The following is a 13053-nucleotide window of genomic DNA, read 5'->3' on the forward strand; positions in this document are numbered from 1 at the left end:
CTCTGTTTATTCTTCAAATAAACAAACTGAAACAAGACTATTTAGAAGTATTAGTGAATCCTCTCTTTAATTCTTATTTCGTGTCTCTTACCTTTAACAAGTACAAACAGAATTTATTAATTTATATTATCTTTAAAACATTTATAAATTTGATGCTATAAAAGCAATAGAATTATGTAATAAGTGAATCAAAAAAACAACCCCAAAAGCAGGCATTGTAACCTGATATTTTTCATTCTTTTTTTTATATACCCAATAAGCATAGTTATATAAAAGACCAATTATCGTTGTACCAACTAAATAAGTGATTCCATATCGATGATTTAATCCAAATATAATTGAAGCTATTAAAATGATAAGGTAATCGCGATTTTTAATGTAAGGAATCCAACTTAATAGCCAAAATAAAAATACTTGAAAAACTACTGTTTCATATATAGGTGCCGCTAATACCCCTAATAAAACTTGAAGAATAAGAGGTGCTTCTGTTATTGGGTTTTTTTGTATTTCAGGTAAGAATAGATCTAATGGTATTACAAATAAAAATGATCCTAATAAAATAAGAAAAATAAAAGAAATGGTAGGCAAAGTAAACATAAATCTATTTATTTTTTTGAGCATATATATTTCTCCTATAATCTTTTATTACATCTATACGAAAAGTAATAAATAATTGAGTCTCTTTTTGTTTGACATGTTTTCGTCTACTATTGATGAAAACCGTTCTGTAATTAAATTCTTGGCTTATATGTAGGTGTAGCAATATATTAAAACTATATTGTTAATATCAAAATATTAAAGAGCTAAGTGAGATATTAAGGTCACACCAATTTTAGGATGAATATAATATCAAGCCCGTTAAGGAAATATGCTGTATAGGACAAGCTTGTACTGTTTATTTTACTATATGAATATTTAAGTACATATAGTTATGGGAAAGTATGTATTTTTGCATTTTTTAATACAAAAGTTTTTTATTAAAAATTTACTTTCTGCGCTATCTCATATGAATTTAAGACAATTGAAGAGTAAAGGCCAAAAGAGTCTAAGTTTAATTTGTACAGGTAGATATTAAAATTCTATAGAAAAATAAGGGAAAAAGTTATAAAATAGGAGATTGGATTAAACTTTCCAATTTTTTTGTGCAAGATAAAGATGACTAAAGATGTGGCTCTTAAAAATTCTTGTTTATATATAAAACTAACGATAGTATAAAAAATCCTCAATGAAGGAACTTCAACAAATCTAATGTGAAAATTTTTAGGCGATAAATATGAAATTTAAAATATTCTTAGTAGTCCATTAAATATTATAGCAATTATTATAGGCAAACCCTTTAATATAATCGATTTAGAAGAAATCAGTACAAATAGAAAAGATGAAGTAGTAGAAGTATTACGACTTCCTTTTAGCTGGACATATAAAAGATGCAATTGTGAATGAAAAAAATTGGAACGTTTGGTTGAACGATTAGTATGCTATTTTAAAGTTTAAATTAATAACAGAAAGAGAACCTCTTAATATGTTACTACTTTGTTTTTGTATTGTTGAAAATAAGAAAGGTGAAATCAATGAAAAAATATTGGCATAAGCTATCGTTGCTTCAAAAAAATGTATTACTAACGGTATTAGTAATTCTGACCCTTGTTGGAAGTATGGGAGCGTTAAGTTTTAATATGTTTCAAAATAGTATGATGTCTATATTTGAGAGGCAGTCTTTTGAAACAGGTGATGCGGTATTAAATCAATTAGATCTAGAAATAGTAAGAGATGTAGCAAAAGACCCCACAGCTCAAAGAGTGAAGAAAGAAAAATTGACAGAGCAATTAGATAAATCTATAAAAGATATGAAAAGTGTTGGGCAAGCATATGTTACAGGAGCCAAGCTAAATGATAAAGCTGAATTACAAATAGTAGCTTTGGATACAGAATTAGCAAATACTGTTTCTGTAAAACCAGGTGAATACTATGAGCAGCCTACTTATTGGATGAAAACATACGATAAAGTAATACAAACAAAACAGGCACAAATGACAGAAGTGTATGAAGATGAATTAGGGTTCTGGGTAACAATTTTAGAGCCAGTTACAGATGAAAATAAAAATATAATTGCAATTGTTGCAGCGGATTTGGAAGCTTCTATTATTCCTCTTACAAAGAAAAACTTTATGATACAAGATTTACTATTTATTATAATTTCATTAACTATCGCAATTACAATTCAAATATTTATCTCACGAAACTCTCTATCGCCTTTAAAGGATTTACAAGAAGGGTTACGTAAAGTTGGTGAAGGGGATTTAAGTATTAAATTGAATGAAAGATCTGATAATATAGGGATAACCAATATCTATTTTAATAACACTATTAAAAAGTTTAATAGGATTATAGATAAAGTAAGGCAGACTGCTGAACAGGTTTCGACATCTTCACAGGAATTGTCGGTAAGTACAAAAGAGAATAGCATAGCCTTTAAAGAAATTGCAAGTGCTATTACAGGATTAAATTTAGGAGTACATTCTCATGAATATGTAGTGCAAAAATGTTTAGGGATTGTTCAAGAAATGGAAAGTAAGATGAAAGAAATTAAAGGAGCTGCAAAACAAGTTGGCAATGCTTTGGAAGACATGGAACAGAATTCTGTAGAGGGAAAAGATTTGATTAAGCAAATCGTGAATCAAATGAAAAGAATCCAAGATACAGTTCAGGATGTACCTTCTAGTATTTATGCATTCGAATCACGATCTAAGGAAATTCATGAAATTCTTACTGTAATTACAACCATTTCAAATCAAACAAATTCATTAGCTTTAAATGCTTCTACTGAATCCTCATGTGCTGGAGAGATGGGGGAAGAATTTTCAGATGTTGCGGACGAGGTACGTATATTAGCGGAAAGAACCGAGGCATCTGCAAGGGATATAGCTAAATTAATTGGTGAAACCCAGGCTGAAGCAGAGAGAGCTGTAAGATCCATACAGAAGAGTTCAAAGGAAGTAGAATTAGGAATAACACTTGTTCAAAGTAGTGGTGCATTCTTTGAAAAGATTTCAGAATCTGCACAATCTGTTACAAATCAAATTAAAGCGACTTCGAATCATTCAAGTGACATTCTAAAAAATAATCAAACTATTGTTCAGTTTATAAATGAATTATCACACATTGCAAATACATATGTGAATAGCAGTAGTAATGTGGAGAAAAGTATGAAAGAGCAAGAACTATATGTACAAGATATTGCAGAGTTAGCAAATTCTTTAAATTGGCTCTCGCAAGAGTTACAGGGGTTAATAGGGGAATTTAAAAGTAAGTAGGATAGAAGAAGGTATAGGTATAGGGTATGACCTATACCTTTATTTATTCCCACATAAGGGATGAAAGCTTAGGTATATATGTAAAATAGCTAAACGAATAATTTTTTTGCATATTTTGTTGGAAATAGAGCATGATATTACCAAATTCAACGGAGGTGTTTAAAAAATGCAAATTCGCGAAAATAATAATTCAAACGAAATCTTAATAGCAGCTGCAGCAAGTGCAATTGAACAAATGAAATATGAAATTGCTCAGGAGTTTGGTGTTACACTTGGACCGGATTCAACTGCACGAGCAAATGGTTCAGTAGGTGGAGAAATTACAAAACGTTTAGTTCGTATGGCGCAAGAGCAGTTATCTGGTCAATATAAAATTCACTAAAACTAAAGGTATATCCCATTGAAGGGATATACCTTTTTAATTTGTTTGTAAAGAGGATCGTTACATTTTTTATTATTGGTTAAGTTTAGAAACAGCAAATTTAGCTGTAAAATTCATCTTCTTCATGTACGTAGAATTTACACCTGCTTGAAATTGTACAGAAATATTACCGTCTTTTTGCGCTTTAAATACGCGACCATATGGGGAATTAGCATTGAATGTGCCAATTACTTGATTATCCGCATCAAAGACCGTATAAGAAATTGGGAACCCTGAATTTTGTACAAAGACTGTAAGTTCGTCCCCTTTTTTAAGATTAAATGATTCTTTTTGAGACACTTCATAGGAACTCATAGAGTAGTATTTTGTGACTTCTTGAATTTCTAAATTCGTAGTAGCTGCACTCGCTTTTGATGCCTCAGCCCCTGGTAAGTTCATACCTGAAAATACTGCAATTCCTAGTGCCCCTGCTAAAATCAATTTTTTCATAATAGTATTTCCTCCTTTAATATATTGTGAGATTTGAAACGAAAGTGAAAATTTCAATCCCTGAAACCATTATAGTTACAATGAGAATTATTTTCAATAAGGGTTAGTATGTAATTTTGCATATATAAAGTATTAACATAAGGTAATCAGTCAAGTTTTGAAGTATTCTTAACAGAAGGGAAAGAAAAAATTAAAAAATCATGAATGATATTGTAACCGAACTATATATCTTTTGAGCATATTCCGTCTGCATCAAGTGAATATATTATTAATTTTATTTGTATTTGTTTTTGTTTTTTATTATAAAAAATTTTAAGGTTGATAAAGTTTTATTTGGTGGAATTATTAAACAAAAATGATAAATTATATGGTATGATAAAAAGGCAATAAAGTACATCATCCTGACTTTATTGTGTATGTTTAGCCTATGTATGTCGTTTGTATTAAAAATAAGAAGTCTCTTAAAAAGAGACTTCTTATTTTTTGTATGGAGGGGGTATTACAGATGACTGATTACTATCAAATGTTTTTAATTACTATGGCAGGTATTGCCTTATTTTTTTATATACAACATGCTGGAAAACCAACGAAAAGAAATAAATGGAAGTTTTTAATTGTAGTATTTTTATTTTACCTTTTGAATTATTTATTTCTTAAATTCTTATAGATATATAGGGGATACGTTTATCATTCTAAAATATAAAAAAGGAAGGTGTAATCCTTCCTTTCATTATCCAGTATGTCCATGTGAATATTTAATAATATTTACAGTACTTTGAGTGCCTGTTGAAGAACTTGATCCAAAAGTTACTGTAACGACAATTAAGATACCAAGTAAGCTAACCGCTAATTTTTTCATTTTAATGCTCCTTTTTTAAAGTTTTTTTCATTGGCTTTACTAGCTTCATAAAAGTAATAGCTAGCTTTTAGATGATTATCTTCTTTGTAAAATTGGACTGCCAACTTTTCGGTATATTCATTTATATACTCATATAGTTCTTCTCGTTCAAAATAAGAAATTCCTTCTAAAACAGCTTTTTCTAAATCATTAGCACAGCTATGTAGATTTATTTTTTCTAAAATATTAAAGTGATGAATATAACCTTCAATTCCCAATTGAGTAGAGAGTTGGAGGCCCTTTTTTATTAATTCTTGAGCAATTTCATGTTCTCCTAATTTATAATGCTCTCTAGCTTCAATGAATACAGCTTTATAATCGCTAGGTAGTTTCTGATTAACTTCGGATAAATATCGTAATGCTACTTCAGATAGATTCTGAGTAGCGTACATAAACCCTAGATTGTGACGGACAATTAAAATATTGTATTCTAAATTTTCTTTTTGGAATGTATCCATAGCAGAGATAAAGTGTTCCTCAGCTAATTCCCATTCCTTTAAGTGAGTGCATGCTAATCCATATAAGTTATTACAGAAGGCAACTTTTAATTCATATCCAGGATGCTTTGAAAATATATCTTTAGCCTTCATTACATGATTAATACATAAAATTGATCTATGTGTATGACAATAGAAAATGGCTAACTCATAATGGAATTCAGCATGTTCAATCTCATCAGGAATTGTTTCTAATAGGTATTCAGCTTTATCGTAATGTATTTTTGCAAGGCTATGATTGCCAGTAACATTGGAATGAATGGCTTTAAAGAAGTGATAATAATATGAAAGGAAATCGTCTGTAGGAGTTTTATAAGCATCACTTTGTTTAAAGCTATCTTTAGAAATACTTAAACTATCAATTAAATATTGATGTCTAAAATCTAGTAGTGAGTAGTATAATAATATAGTTTGATTTTCCTCTATGGTATGGATTTTGTTTTCGATTTCTTGTTTAAGTAATTGAGCGGCGTCTACATGCCTAGCCCTAATTTCTTGATACCATTCATTTAATAAATGAGTTATTTGCTCGTTCCCCTGTATATGAACATTCATTGTTCAATTTCATCCTCTCCAAAGATATTATTCAGCAATTAGTATCATATCAGAAATTTCCTCTATCAAAATCTATTTAATAGCATTTATCAATATAAGACGGAATATTCTATTAATTTATATTTATTGAGATTCAAGTAGTGTGTATTATTGTAATTTCTGTAAAAATAACCTTTTTTGATTTGAAGATTTGATCAAAATATATTTTTTTAACAGGTGAAAAGGGAACCATACTTAAGTAATTATGTATAGCAATAATAGGAAAAAAGAAATAAATAATAAAGGGGAATTTGAAGTGTTAGAGTTAAAAGAAAAGCAAGAGAGAAAATAAATCTTGGAAGAAGATGTAGATGTATTAAAGGAAATGGCACATCCAGTACGGTTAAAAATAGTAAATGAGTTAATGTACCATAAGACATGTAATGGTAAACAGTTAATAGAGATTTTAGAACTTCCACAATCTACGGTTTCACAAAATTTATCAAAATTGAGAGGAACCGTACTTCGTGCAGAAAGAAAAGGATTAGAAATGCATTATTATATTGAGAATTCCAAAGCCCGTCAAATCGCTAGAGTTTTAAATATATAGATTGGAAATAACATCAAAATCTTCTGTATTAAAGCAGGGGATTTTTTTGTTTTTATTAAGCTGTAAATATTTATATTAGAGTAAAAAACTATTTTCTTATTATAGGAATGAGATAGGAATATCAAATGGGTTTTAAATAGTAAAAATATAGAAAAATAAAGAAAAATATGTTAATGTGATAATCGAAATATAAATTTATTCGAAAAGGAGTGAAGAGAGTATATGTTAAAAAGGGGTGTAATGTTATTATTCTTTATTCTATCTATCTCGACATTTAGTATGGTAACTCACGCTGCTAATAGTTCTGAGTACGTCAATCAATCATTCTATGGGTATAAAGAACCGTCATTTACTTCAGCTAAAACAAATGGTGGAACAGAGTACGGTGCCCAAAATGTAGGAGTCGTAGAAAAAAGAGATAATGGCTGGTGGAAGATTGAAACATGGGAAGGTCCAGTTTGGATTAACTTGAATGGGGAAGAACGTGTCATGGGAGATTTCTATGCATATGATGAACCTTCTTTCTCATCAAAGGTTGCGAATGCTGGAGCGAAGTATGGGCGACAAACATTTAGAATAGTAGATGGAACAACAGATGGTTGGCTGAAATTTAAGACGTGGGAAGGCGACAAGTGGATGAATCCTACGGCTGAACAAATTACTGTCAACAAAACAATCTATGCGTATAATGAGCCTTCATTTAATGCAAAGAAAGCAAATTATGGAGAACCATTTAACCCACAAAATTGGGGAGTAGTAGAAAAAAAAGAAAATGGTTGGATGAAGGTAGGTACTTATGAAGGTTATAAGTGGATTAATCCAGGTGGAGAAGAAAGATTCATAAACAAATCATTCTATGCGTATAACGAAGCTTCATTTAATGCAGCTAAAGCAAACGCTGGAGCAGTATATAATCCACAGAATTTTAGAGTTGTAGATGGAACACCTAGTGGATGGTTAAAGGTTAAAACATGGGAAGGCGAGAAATGGCTAAATCTAGATGGAGAAGAAAGATTCATAAACAAATCATTCTATGCGTATAACGAGCCTTCATTTAGTTCAGGCAAAGCAAACGCTGGAGCAGTATATAATCCACAGAATTTTAGAATAATAGATGGGACAACTAGTGGATGGTTAAAGATTAAAACATGGGAAGGCGACAAGTGGATGAATCCGCATGAAACAGATTCAGGTTCTTCTAAATATCAAATGCCTATCAAAAATCCAAATGTTAGCTCATGGTATGGAAGTCGTTGGGGGACAGTACATAAAGGTATTGATTTCTCAGCGGCAAAGGGTACACCAATAATGGCATCTAAATCAGGAACTGTAGAGTTTGCTGGTTTTGGTGTAAGAGGTCAAGGATTTGGTGGATATGGAAATGCGGTGGTTATTAGGCATGAAGACGGACTTTGGACATTATACGGTCATATGGACTCAATTTTAACTACTGTAGGGGCACATGTACAACAAGGTCAAGTAATAGGGAAAGTAGGTAGTACAGGCGATTCTACTGGGAACCATTTGCACTTCGAAATTAAGAATCAGTATATAGGTGGACAAGTAGATCCAAAACCATATTTACCATTTTAATAAACATTAAGTTTGAATAATTAATATACGATAAGAATAATATATTTATTGCATATTTAATAAAAGGACAGTTATCTAAGGATAGCTGTCCTTTTATAATTTATGGAATGGGTTACTCGTGGGTACCGTGATTGTCATTTTATTGGAACAGTTTTGGAAAGAGTAAAGTATTTATAGGCTTTTCATTTAGAAGAAAATAAAGAATGAAAATCAGCATTTGTAAATATTTTAAAATATCTTGATATAAACCTATGTATTTTGTAATATATAGGTTTATTGTTAGTTTATTTGATTCCGTTCATTCCCACACCTTATGTGTTGTGGTTGAGTTGTAGAAGTAAGTTTTTTTCTTACTTTAATTTTGAAAGGGCTTCTTTGAGCCGATTAGTGTAATTAGCTTATTTTGCTATGCACAATTAATCGACTTGAGGAGGCCTTTTTTGTTTGGGTTTAAACAGGTTTAAATATATATTTCTGTATAAAACAACAGATTAAGAAAGGAAGTTTATATAGGGGGAGAATACATATGAGTAATTGATTTGTTTATCAGGGAATTTGGAGGGATATGTAGTTTTTTAACGTTAAATGTATACACGGATACATGAAACTGTGATTTTAAAATAGATACATAATAGATTTACGAATTGCAGCAAAAATAATTATATAGAAGTTTTGTAGACGACATAAACGTACTCATTATAAGAAGGATGAATAGAATTTTACTGTGAATTTTTTAAGAAAACGTATCAATTGATACGTTTTTTGTTGTAATTCTAGTAAATATGAGGTACGATTTGAAAGGGGAAAGAATTTTAATGCATATTAGCTTTCAAAATAGGGAGACAAAAAAGCACACTAATTTTACAATCGGGGAGATTGAGCAGTACATATTAGAGTTTAAAAAATTAATTAAAAATAATCGATTTACGGTTTCTCGAAATGAAAAAAGGAAAGAGAATAGTGAATTTTTAGAGGCAAATAAGATTAACGCTAGTAAAGTGAAAGAGATTCTTCTTAATATAGGAGTACGTGATTTTTGTTATGCAGTTGATAATAAAAATCCAAATTTTGCTCATGAAAAATTGTATATCTTTTGTCCACAATATGAGTTAGATAATTGGGGACAAAAGAAGTCGATAGACATATATATTAAGATGAATCTAATTGAAAATAAGGACAGGAACAAATACATGATTGTTGTTTCTTTTCATAAAAGGAATAAACCAGTCACTTATCTTTTTAGGTAAAGATAAGTGACTAATGGTTTTAGAATGAGGGAGGATTTTTATGTTGGTTTTATGTGAGTTTTGTCGAGATATGGTAAGGTATTCTACTAAAGATGTTTCAAAAGTGACAGTCATTAGAGGGAAGCAATATCATTACGTAGGTAAAGAAGCAAATTGCGAGGAGTGTAAATCTGAAATATTTGTTCCTAACATTCATGATTATAATTTAGAACAATTAGATCATGCCTATAGACAACAGGAACAGTTAGTCACTATTTCTGAAATAAGAGAGGTTTTAGAAAAATATAAGATTGGAAAACGTCCATTGTCTTTACTTTTAGGTTGGGGAGAGGTTACCCTAACAAGGTATGTAAATGGAGATATTCCGACAAAGCAGTACTCGGATATATTGAAAAGATTAGGTAGAGATCAATCTTTTATGCTAGATATTTTGGAAAGAAATAAAGATTTAATTACTCAAAAAGCATATAGAGTTTCTAAAGAAGCAATCGCAAAGCTACAGGAAAATAGTGATATCCCTTCTACGCAGACTACGAAAATCGAGGAAGTTGCTAACTATTTGCTATATAAAAATGATGATATTACTCCTTTAGCTCTTCAAAAGCTGTTATACTATGCGCAAGGATTTTGTAAGGTGTTTACTGGAACATATTTATTTGAAGATGATTGTGAAGTAGGAAGTCATGGCCCAGTATATCGAGTTATTTTTAATAAATATAAAGTATATCAGTACGACAATCTTGAAGTTAATTATGTTAGTACAAATCAATTAACTCAAATAGAAAAGGAAATATTAGACTGTGTAATCAATACTTTAGGTTGTTATAGTGGGAAGAGTTTAGAAAAAATGATTCTATTTGATTTACCATGGGAAGTTGCGTATCTAGAATTAGAAGATAATGATCCCGGTAAACCTATTATGGAAAAAGAAGAGATAGATAATTGCTTTAATACAATGAAACAGGCATATAATTTAGTTACAATTTCTGATATAAAGAAATATGGCATAAAAGCATTTGATAATATAAACAATTCAATGTTGTAACTATATCATTTTTAATATGATTGATATATGAATTTTTTACTGTTAATCAGGCCTCTATAAAGGTATTAAAAGATAGTACTAATTACAAAGGGTTAGGATTGCTGAATATAAACATTATTAACACGATGTAAATATGCATATTAAATAAAAAGTAAAGTGAATTGATACATTATATGGTAAAATGATATATATGAAAACGTCTTATGAAGTAAATTTTACGCTTTGGACCTTTAGCTCAGCTGGTTAGAGCAAACGGCTCATAACCGTTCGGTCGTAGGTTCGAGTCCTACAAGGTCCACTTATAAACAAGGAGAAAGCACTCATTTGAGTGCTTTCTCCTTGTTTATAATAAATAAAGGGGATTGTGACATGAAAATAATTGATTTAGAGACAGAAAGAAAAAAGAAGGGGAAATTAATGGTAACTATTCCAATTATAGAAATAATATATGGAGAAAAAGGGGAAATTGAATTTAAAGTAGTGGGAAAAAAAGTTGTTCCACAATCCATGTTAGAGAATTAAACTACTTTCAATTCCTATAGGCTGTAAGGTCGTTAAGTGGGAGATTTCTAAGTACGGAAACCTCGTGGATTTTGATTGATTATGCTATCCCTGTAGTTCCTAAGGTTAAGAGATGAGTTTTCTCCGTTAGTATGGGAGAAAGGAAAGGACATAGCTATTGCGCTTTTAGATACGGGTTGCAATATTAATATAAAGACGTTATTCTTTCCTATGATTTCTCAGAAAGAATAACGCCTTTTTCATTTTAGAGAGTATTTTGTCTTGTTAGCTTGATAGCGATAGGGTAGCGCCATCAAAACGCAAATTTCGTACGCTAAGAGAATTTGGGAAGAGCTAAGGTTCTGATTCCCTTAAAGGACAAAACGAAAGAGAATTCCTAACAATAAAGTTGTATTCACCTAGGAAAATTAATATGCTTTGAACTAAGAGGTAAGATATTTGCCAACCTTCTTCATACTTTTTGTAGCTGGAGTTAAATACAAAATATTACAGAAGTAGAGACAACATTGATAATTAGATTTAGCCCACTGGTGCGTTGTAACTAGTCTAATAGTAATCTTTCTCGAAGCTCACTGTATTATCGAAAAGAATTGCGCATGCTAATGCATTCATTGCTTATTCTTTAGTTTATTGAATATAATGATCCTATTTCTAAAATAGAAGGATGATAGGATCAATTACTTGTCATTATAAATTTAATTAAAAAACAATTGTACTAACAGCATGTAGATAATTGTTCCACCTGCTATGGAGAGAAGCATTTGTCTCTTCCATATGTGGAGCATTATTACTACTCCTACTGAAATTAATTCTGGAGTACCATGATTGCTGGATAATAAGTTTAGATCCTTAAAACAATAAATAACTAAAAGACTTATGACAGCTGAAGGTAGTACCCTACCGAGATACTGGACATATTGCGGAGTAGGTTTATCTGATGGGAACACTAAGAAGGGAAGGAACCTTGTAATCATTGTGCCTAAAACCACTATACCCACTGTTATAACTTGTTGCAGTAAACTCATTGTCACACGGAAACCTCCTCTACGTTTTCTATTGTTTTTTTTAGGATAGTAAGTACTAATAAAATCATAATCATTGCAGGAATGATGAAATTGTTTCCACCAAAAATAATTAGGCTAAATATCGATAATCCCAGTCCTACAAGAGCGCTATAATGCTTTTTCTCCCTCATCCACTGTTCAACAAAAATCACAACGAAAAGTGCTGTCATAACGAAATCTAGTCCTTTTGTATTGAAGTGTACAAGGGAACCAAAAATACCACCAATTGCGGCTCCTATACCCCAATACAAATGATTAAGCAGTGTCACGAAGAACATAAACCAACCCTTATCAACATCTTTTGGAATATCAACAGTAGAATTAATAGAAAAAGATTCATCACATAGTCCAAAAATAAGATAAAACTTTTTCTTTCCAGTTCCTTTATACTTATCTAGCATAGAAATACCATAAAATAAATGCCGTGCATTCACCATTAAAGTAAGAAAAAGTGCATGAATTGGATTAAAAGCAACCAGTAATAAATTAGCTGCAATAAATTCCATTGATCCTGCGAATATGATTAAACTCATTAGAATTGGATATATTGCACTGAAACCCAGAGAGTTCATGTAAATTCCATAAGCAATTCCTAAAAATACAAAACCAGCAAAAATAGGTATTGTATAAGGAAAAGCTGCACAGAATGCGATTCTTATTTGATTTCTATTTTTCATATTATTCACATCCTTAATCAAGAGCTTTATTGCATACAAATTTAACACATAAAATCCATACAATGAATAAGAAAATTGTATGGATTACAATTTTCTTTAGAGGAAGTGTGTTATTCTAACTTTAAAATAATGCTGATTTTATATCCTTGTAATAATTTTCAAAGTTTATAAATCTTAATTT

At 30.6% G+C, this 13053-nt stretch carries 14 protein-coding genes and 1 tRNA gene; 9 read left to right on the forward strand and 6 right to left on the reverse strand.

Annotation, left to right across the window (positions count from 1 at the left end; translation table 11 throughout):
• Nucleotides 1-141: 141 nt before the first annotated feature.
• The gene (locus CGQ22_RS19225; protein ID WP_074790503.1) at nucleotides 142-621 is read right to left on the reverse strand and encodes a CPBP family intramembrane glutamic endopeptidase; all 480 of its coding nucleotides are present in this window, start codon (nucleotides 619-621) and stop codon (nucleotides 142-144) included.
• Between the two features lie 950 nt (nucleotides 622-1571).
• On the opposite strand from CGQ22_RS19225, the gene CGQ22_RS19230 reads away from it, so the two are divergent.
• Together CGQ22_RS19230 and CGQ22_RS19235 are read left to right on the forward strand one after the other, a co-directional pair.
• On the forward strand, nucleotides 1572-3314 hold the full coding sequence (locus CGQ22_RS19230) for a methyl-accepting chemotaxis protein (protein WP_089149174.1): 1743 nt from the start codon (nucleotides 1572-1574) through the stop codon (nucleotides 3312-3314).
• A 166-nt stretch (nucleotides 3315-3480) separates the two neighbouring features.
• The gene (locus CGQ22_RS19235; RefSeq protein ID WP_001167047.1) at nucleotides 3481-3696 is read left to right on the forward strand and encodes an alpha/beta-type small acid-soluble spore protein; all 216 of its coding nucleotides are present in this window, start codon (nucleotides 3481-3483) and stop codon (nucleotides 3694-3696) included.
• Between the two features lie 72 nt (nucleotides 3697-3768).
• Here CGQ22_RS19235 and CGQ22_RS19240 read toward each other — a convergent pair whose 3' ends face one another.
• Nucleotides 3769-4185, reverse strand: coding sequence for a hypothetical protein (locus CGQ22_RS19240; RefSeq protein ID WP_000733521.1), 417 nt, complete (start codon nucleotides 4183-4185; stop codon nucleotides 3769-3771).
• Between the two features lie 505 nt (nucleotides 4186-4690).
• Between CGQ22_RS19240 and CGQ22_RS32075 the strand changes: the two genes are divergently transcribed.
• Nucleotides 4691-4852 (forward strand): hypothetical protein, encoded by a 162-nt coding sequence (locus CGQ22_RS32075; RefSeq protein WP_175423379.1) that lies wholly within the window; start codon nucleotides 4691-4693, stop codon nucleotides 4850-4852.
• Between the two features lie 63 nt (nucleotides 4853-4915).
• Here CGQ22_RS32075 and CGQ22_RS32530 read toward each other — a convergent pair whose 3' ends face one another.
• Both CGQ22_RS32530 and CGQ22_RS19245 read right to left on the reverse strand, forming a co-directional pair.
• Nucleotides 4916-5044 (reverse strand): hypothetical protein, encoded by a 129-nt coding sequence (locus CGQ22_RS32530; protein ID WP_000732005.1) that lies wholly within the window; start codon nucleotides 5042-5044, stop codon nucleotides 4916-4918.
• Nucleotides 5041-6135, reverse strand: a complete 1095-nt coding sequence (locus tag CGQ22_RS19245; protein ID WP_089149175.1) for a Rap family tetratricopeptide repeat protein — start codon at nucleotides 6133-6135, stop codon at nucleotides 5041-5043. The genes CGQ22_RS32530 and CGQ22_RS19245 overlap by 4 nt, the downstream gene beginning before the upstream one ends.
• Nucleotides 6136-6469: 334 nt before the next feature.
• Here CGQ22_RS19245 and CGQ22_RS19255 point away from each other — a divergent pair, with 334 nt between their 5' ends.
• The 6 genes from CGQ22_RS19255 (at nucleotide 6470) to CGQ22_RS32080 (ending at nucleotide 11131) form a co-directional block, all read left to right on the forward strand.
• Nucleotides 6470-6724 (forward strand): ArsR/SmtB family transcription factor, encoded by a 255-nt coding sequence (locus CGQ22_RS19255; RefSeq protein WP_089149176.1) that lies wholly within the window; start codon nucleotides 6470-6472, stop codon nucleotides 6722-6724.
• Between the two features lie 222 nt (nucleotides 6725-6946).
• Entirely contained in the window at nucleotides 6947-8317 is a 1371-nt protein-coding gene (locus tag CGQ22_RS19260; protein ID WP_089149177.1) for a M23 family metallopeptidase, read from the forward strand.
• 815 nt (nucleotides 8318-9132) lie between these two features.
• Nucleotides 9133-9564: a hypothetical protein gene (locus CGQ22_RS19265; protein ID WP_175423385.1), complete on the forward strand. Its 432-nt coding sequence runs from the start codon at nucleotides 9133-9135 to the stop codon at nucleotides 9562-9564.
• 40 nt (nucleotides 9565-9604) lie between these two features.
• Nucleotides 9605-10609 carry a type II toxin-antitoxin system antitoxin SocA domain-containing protein gene (locus CGQ22_RS19270; RefSeq protein ID WP_089149179.1) on the forward strand — a complete coding sequence of 335 codons (1005 nt, stop codon included), beginning with the start codon at nucleotides 9605-9607 and terminating at the stop codon, nucleotides 10607-10609.
• 224 nt (nucleotides 10610-10833) lie between these two features.
• A tRNA-Ile gene (locus CGQ22_RS19275) sits at nucleotides 10834-10907 on the forward strand.
• A gap of 71 nt (nucleotides 10908-10978) precedes the next feature.
• Nucleotides 10979-11131 carry a hypothetical protein gene (locus CGQ22_RS32080; protein WP_175423378.1) on the forward strand — a complete coding sequence of 51 codons (153 nt, stop codon included), beginning with the start codon at nucleotides 10979-10981 and terminating at the stop codon, nucleotides 11129-11131.
• 695 nt (nucleotides 11132-11826) lie between these two features.
• Here the strand turns inward: CGQ22_RS32080 and CGQ22_RS19280 are convergent.
• Entirely contained in the window at nucleotides 11827-12162 is a 336-nt protein-coding gene (locus tag CGQ22_RS19280) for a branched-chain amino acid transporter permease (protein WP_089149180.1), read from the reverse strand.
• Nucleotides 12159-12872, reverse strand: a complete 714-nt coding sequence (azlC, locus tag CGQ22_RS19285) for an azaleucine resistance protein AzlC (protein ID WP_089149181.1) — start codon at nucleotides 12870-12872, stop codon at nucleotides 12159-12161. Before azlC ends, CGQ22_RS19280 begins: the two co-directional genes overlap by 4 nt.
• Nucleotides 12873-13053 lie beyond the last annotated feature (181 nt).

This window comes from Bacillus sp. M13(2017), assembly GCF_002218325.1.
Classification (GTDB): Bacteria; Bacillota; Bacilli; order Bacillales; family Bacillaceae_G; genus Bacillus_A; species Bacillus_A thuringiensis_K.

Excerpts from the sequence above, each read along its gene's own strand:
- CGQ22_RS19230 (WP_089149174.1), top strand. The coding sequence starts at position 1,572 with ATGAAAAAATATTGGCATAAGCTATCGTTGCTTCAAAAAAATGTATTA.
- CGQ22_RS19245 (WP_089149175.1), bottom strand. The coding sequence starts at position 6,135 with ATGAATGTTCATATACAGGGGAACGAGCAAATAACTCATTTATTAAAT.
- CGQ22_RS32080 (WP_175423378.1), top strand. The coding sequence starts at position 10,979 with ATGAAAATAATTGATTTAGAGACAGAAAGAAAAAAGAAGGGGAAATTA.
- CGQ22_RS19225 (WP_074790503.1), bottom strand. The coding sequence starts at position 621 with ATGCTCAAAAAAATAAATAGATTTATGTTTACTTTGCCTACCATTTCT.
- CGQ22_RS19265 (WP_175423385.1), top strand. The coding sequence starts at position 9,133 with ATGCATATTAGCTTTCAAAATAGGGAGACAAAAAAGCACACTAATTTT.
- CGQ22_RS19260 (WP_089149177.1), top strand. The coding sequence starts at position 6,947 with ATGTTAAAAAGGGGTGTAATGTTATTATTCTTTATTCTATCTATCTCG.
- CGQ22_RS19270 (WP_089149179.1), top strand. The coding sequence starts at position 9,605 with ATGTTGGTTTTATGTGAGTTTTGTCGAGATATGGTAAGGTATTCTACT.
- CGQ22_RS32075 (WP_175423379.1), top strand. The coding sequence starts at position 4,691 with ATGACTGATTACTATCAAATGTTTTTAATTACTATGGCAGGTATTGCC.
- CGQ22_RS19235 (WP_001167047.1), top strand. The coding sequence starts at position 3,481 with ATGCAAATTCGCGAAAATAATAATTCAAACGAAATCTTAATAGCAGCT.
- azlC (WP_089149181.1), bottom strand. The coding sequence starts at position 12,872 with ATGAAAAATAGAAATCAAATAAGAATCGCATTCTGTGCAGCTTTTCCT.
- CGQ22_RS19240 (WP_000733521.1), bottom strand. The coding sequence starts at position 4,185 with ATGAAAAAATTGATTTTAGCAGGGGCACTAGGAATTGCAGTATTTTCA.
- CGQ22_RS32530 (WP_000732005.1), bottom strand. The coding sequence starts at position 5,044 with ATGAAAAAATTAGCGGTTAGCTTACTTGGTATCTTAATTGTCGTTACA.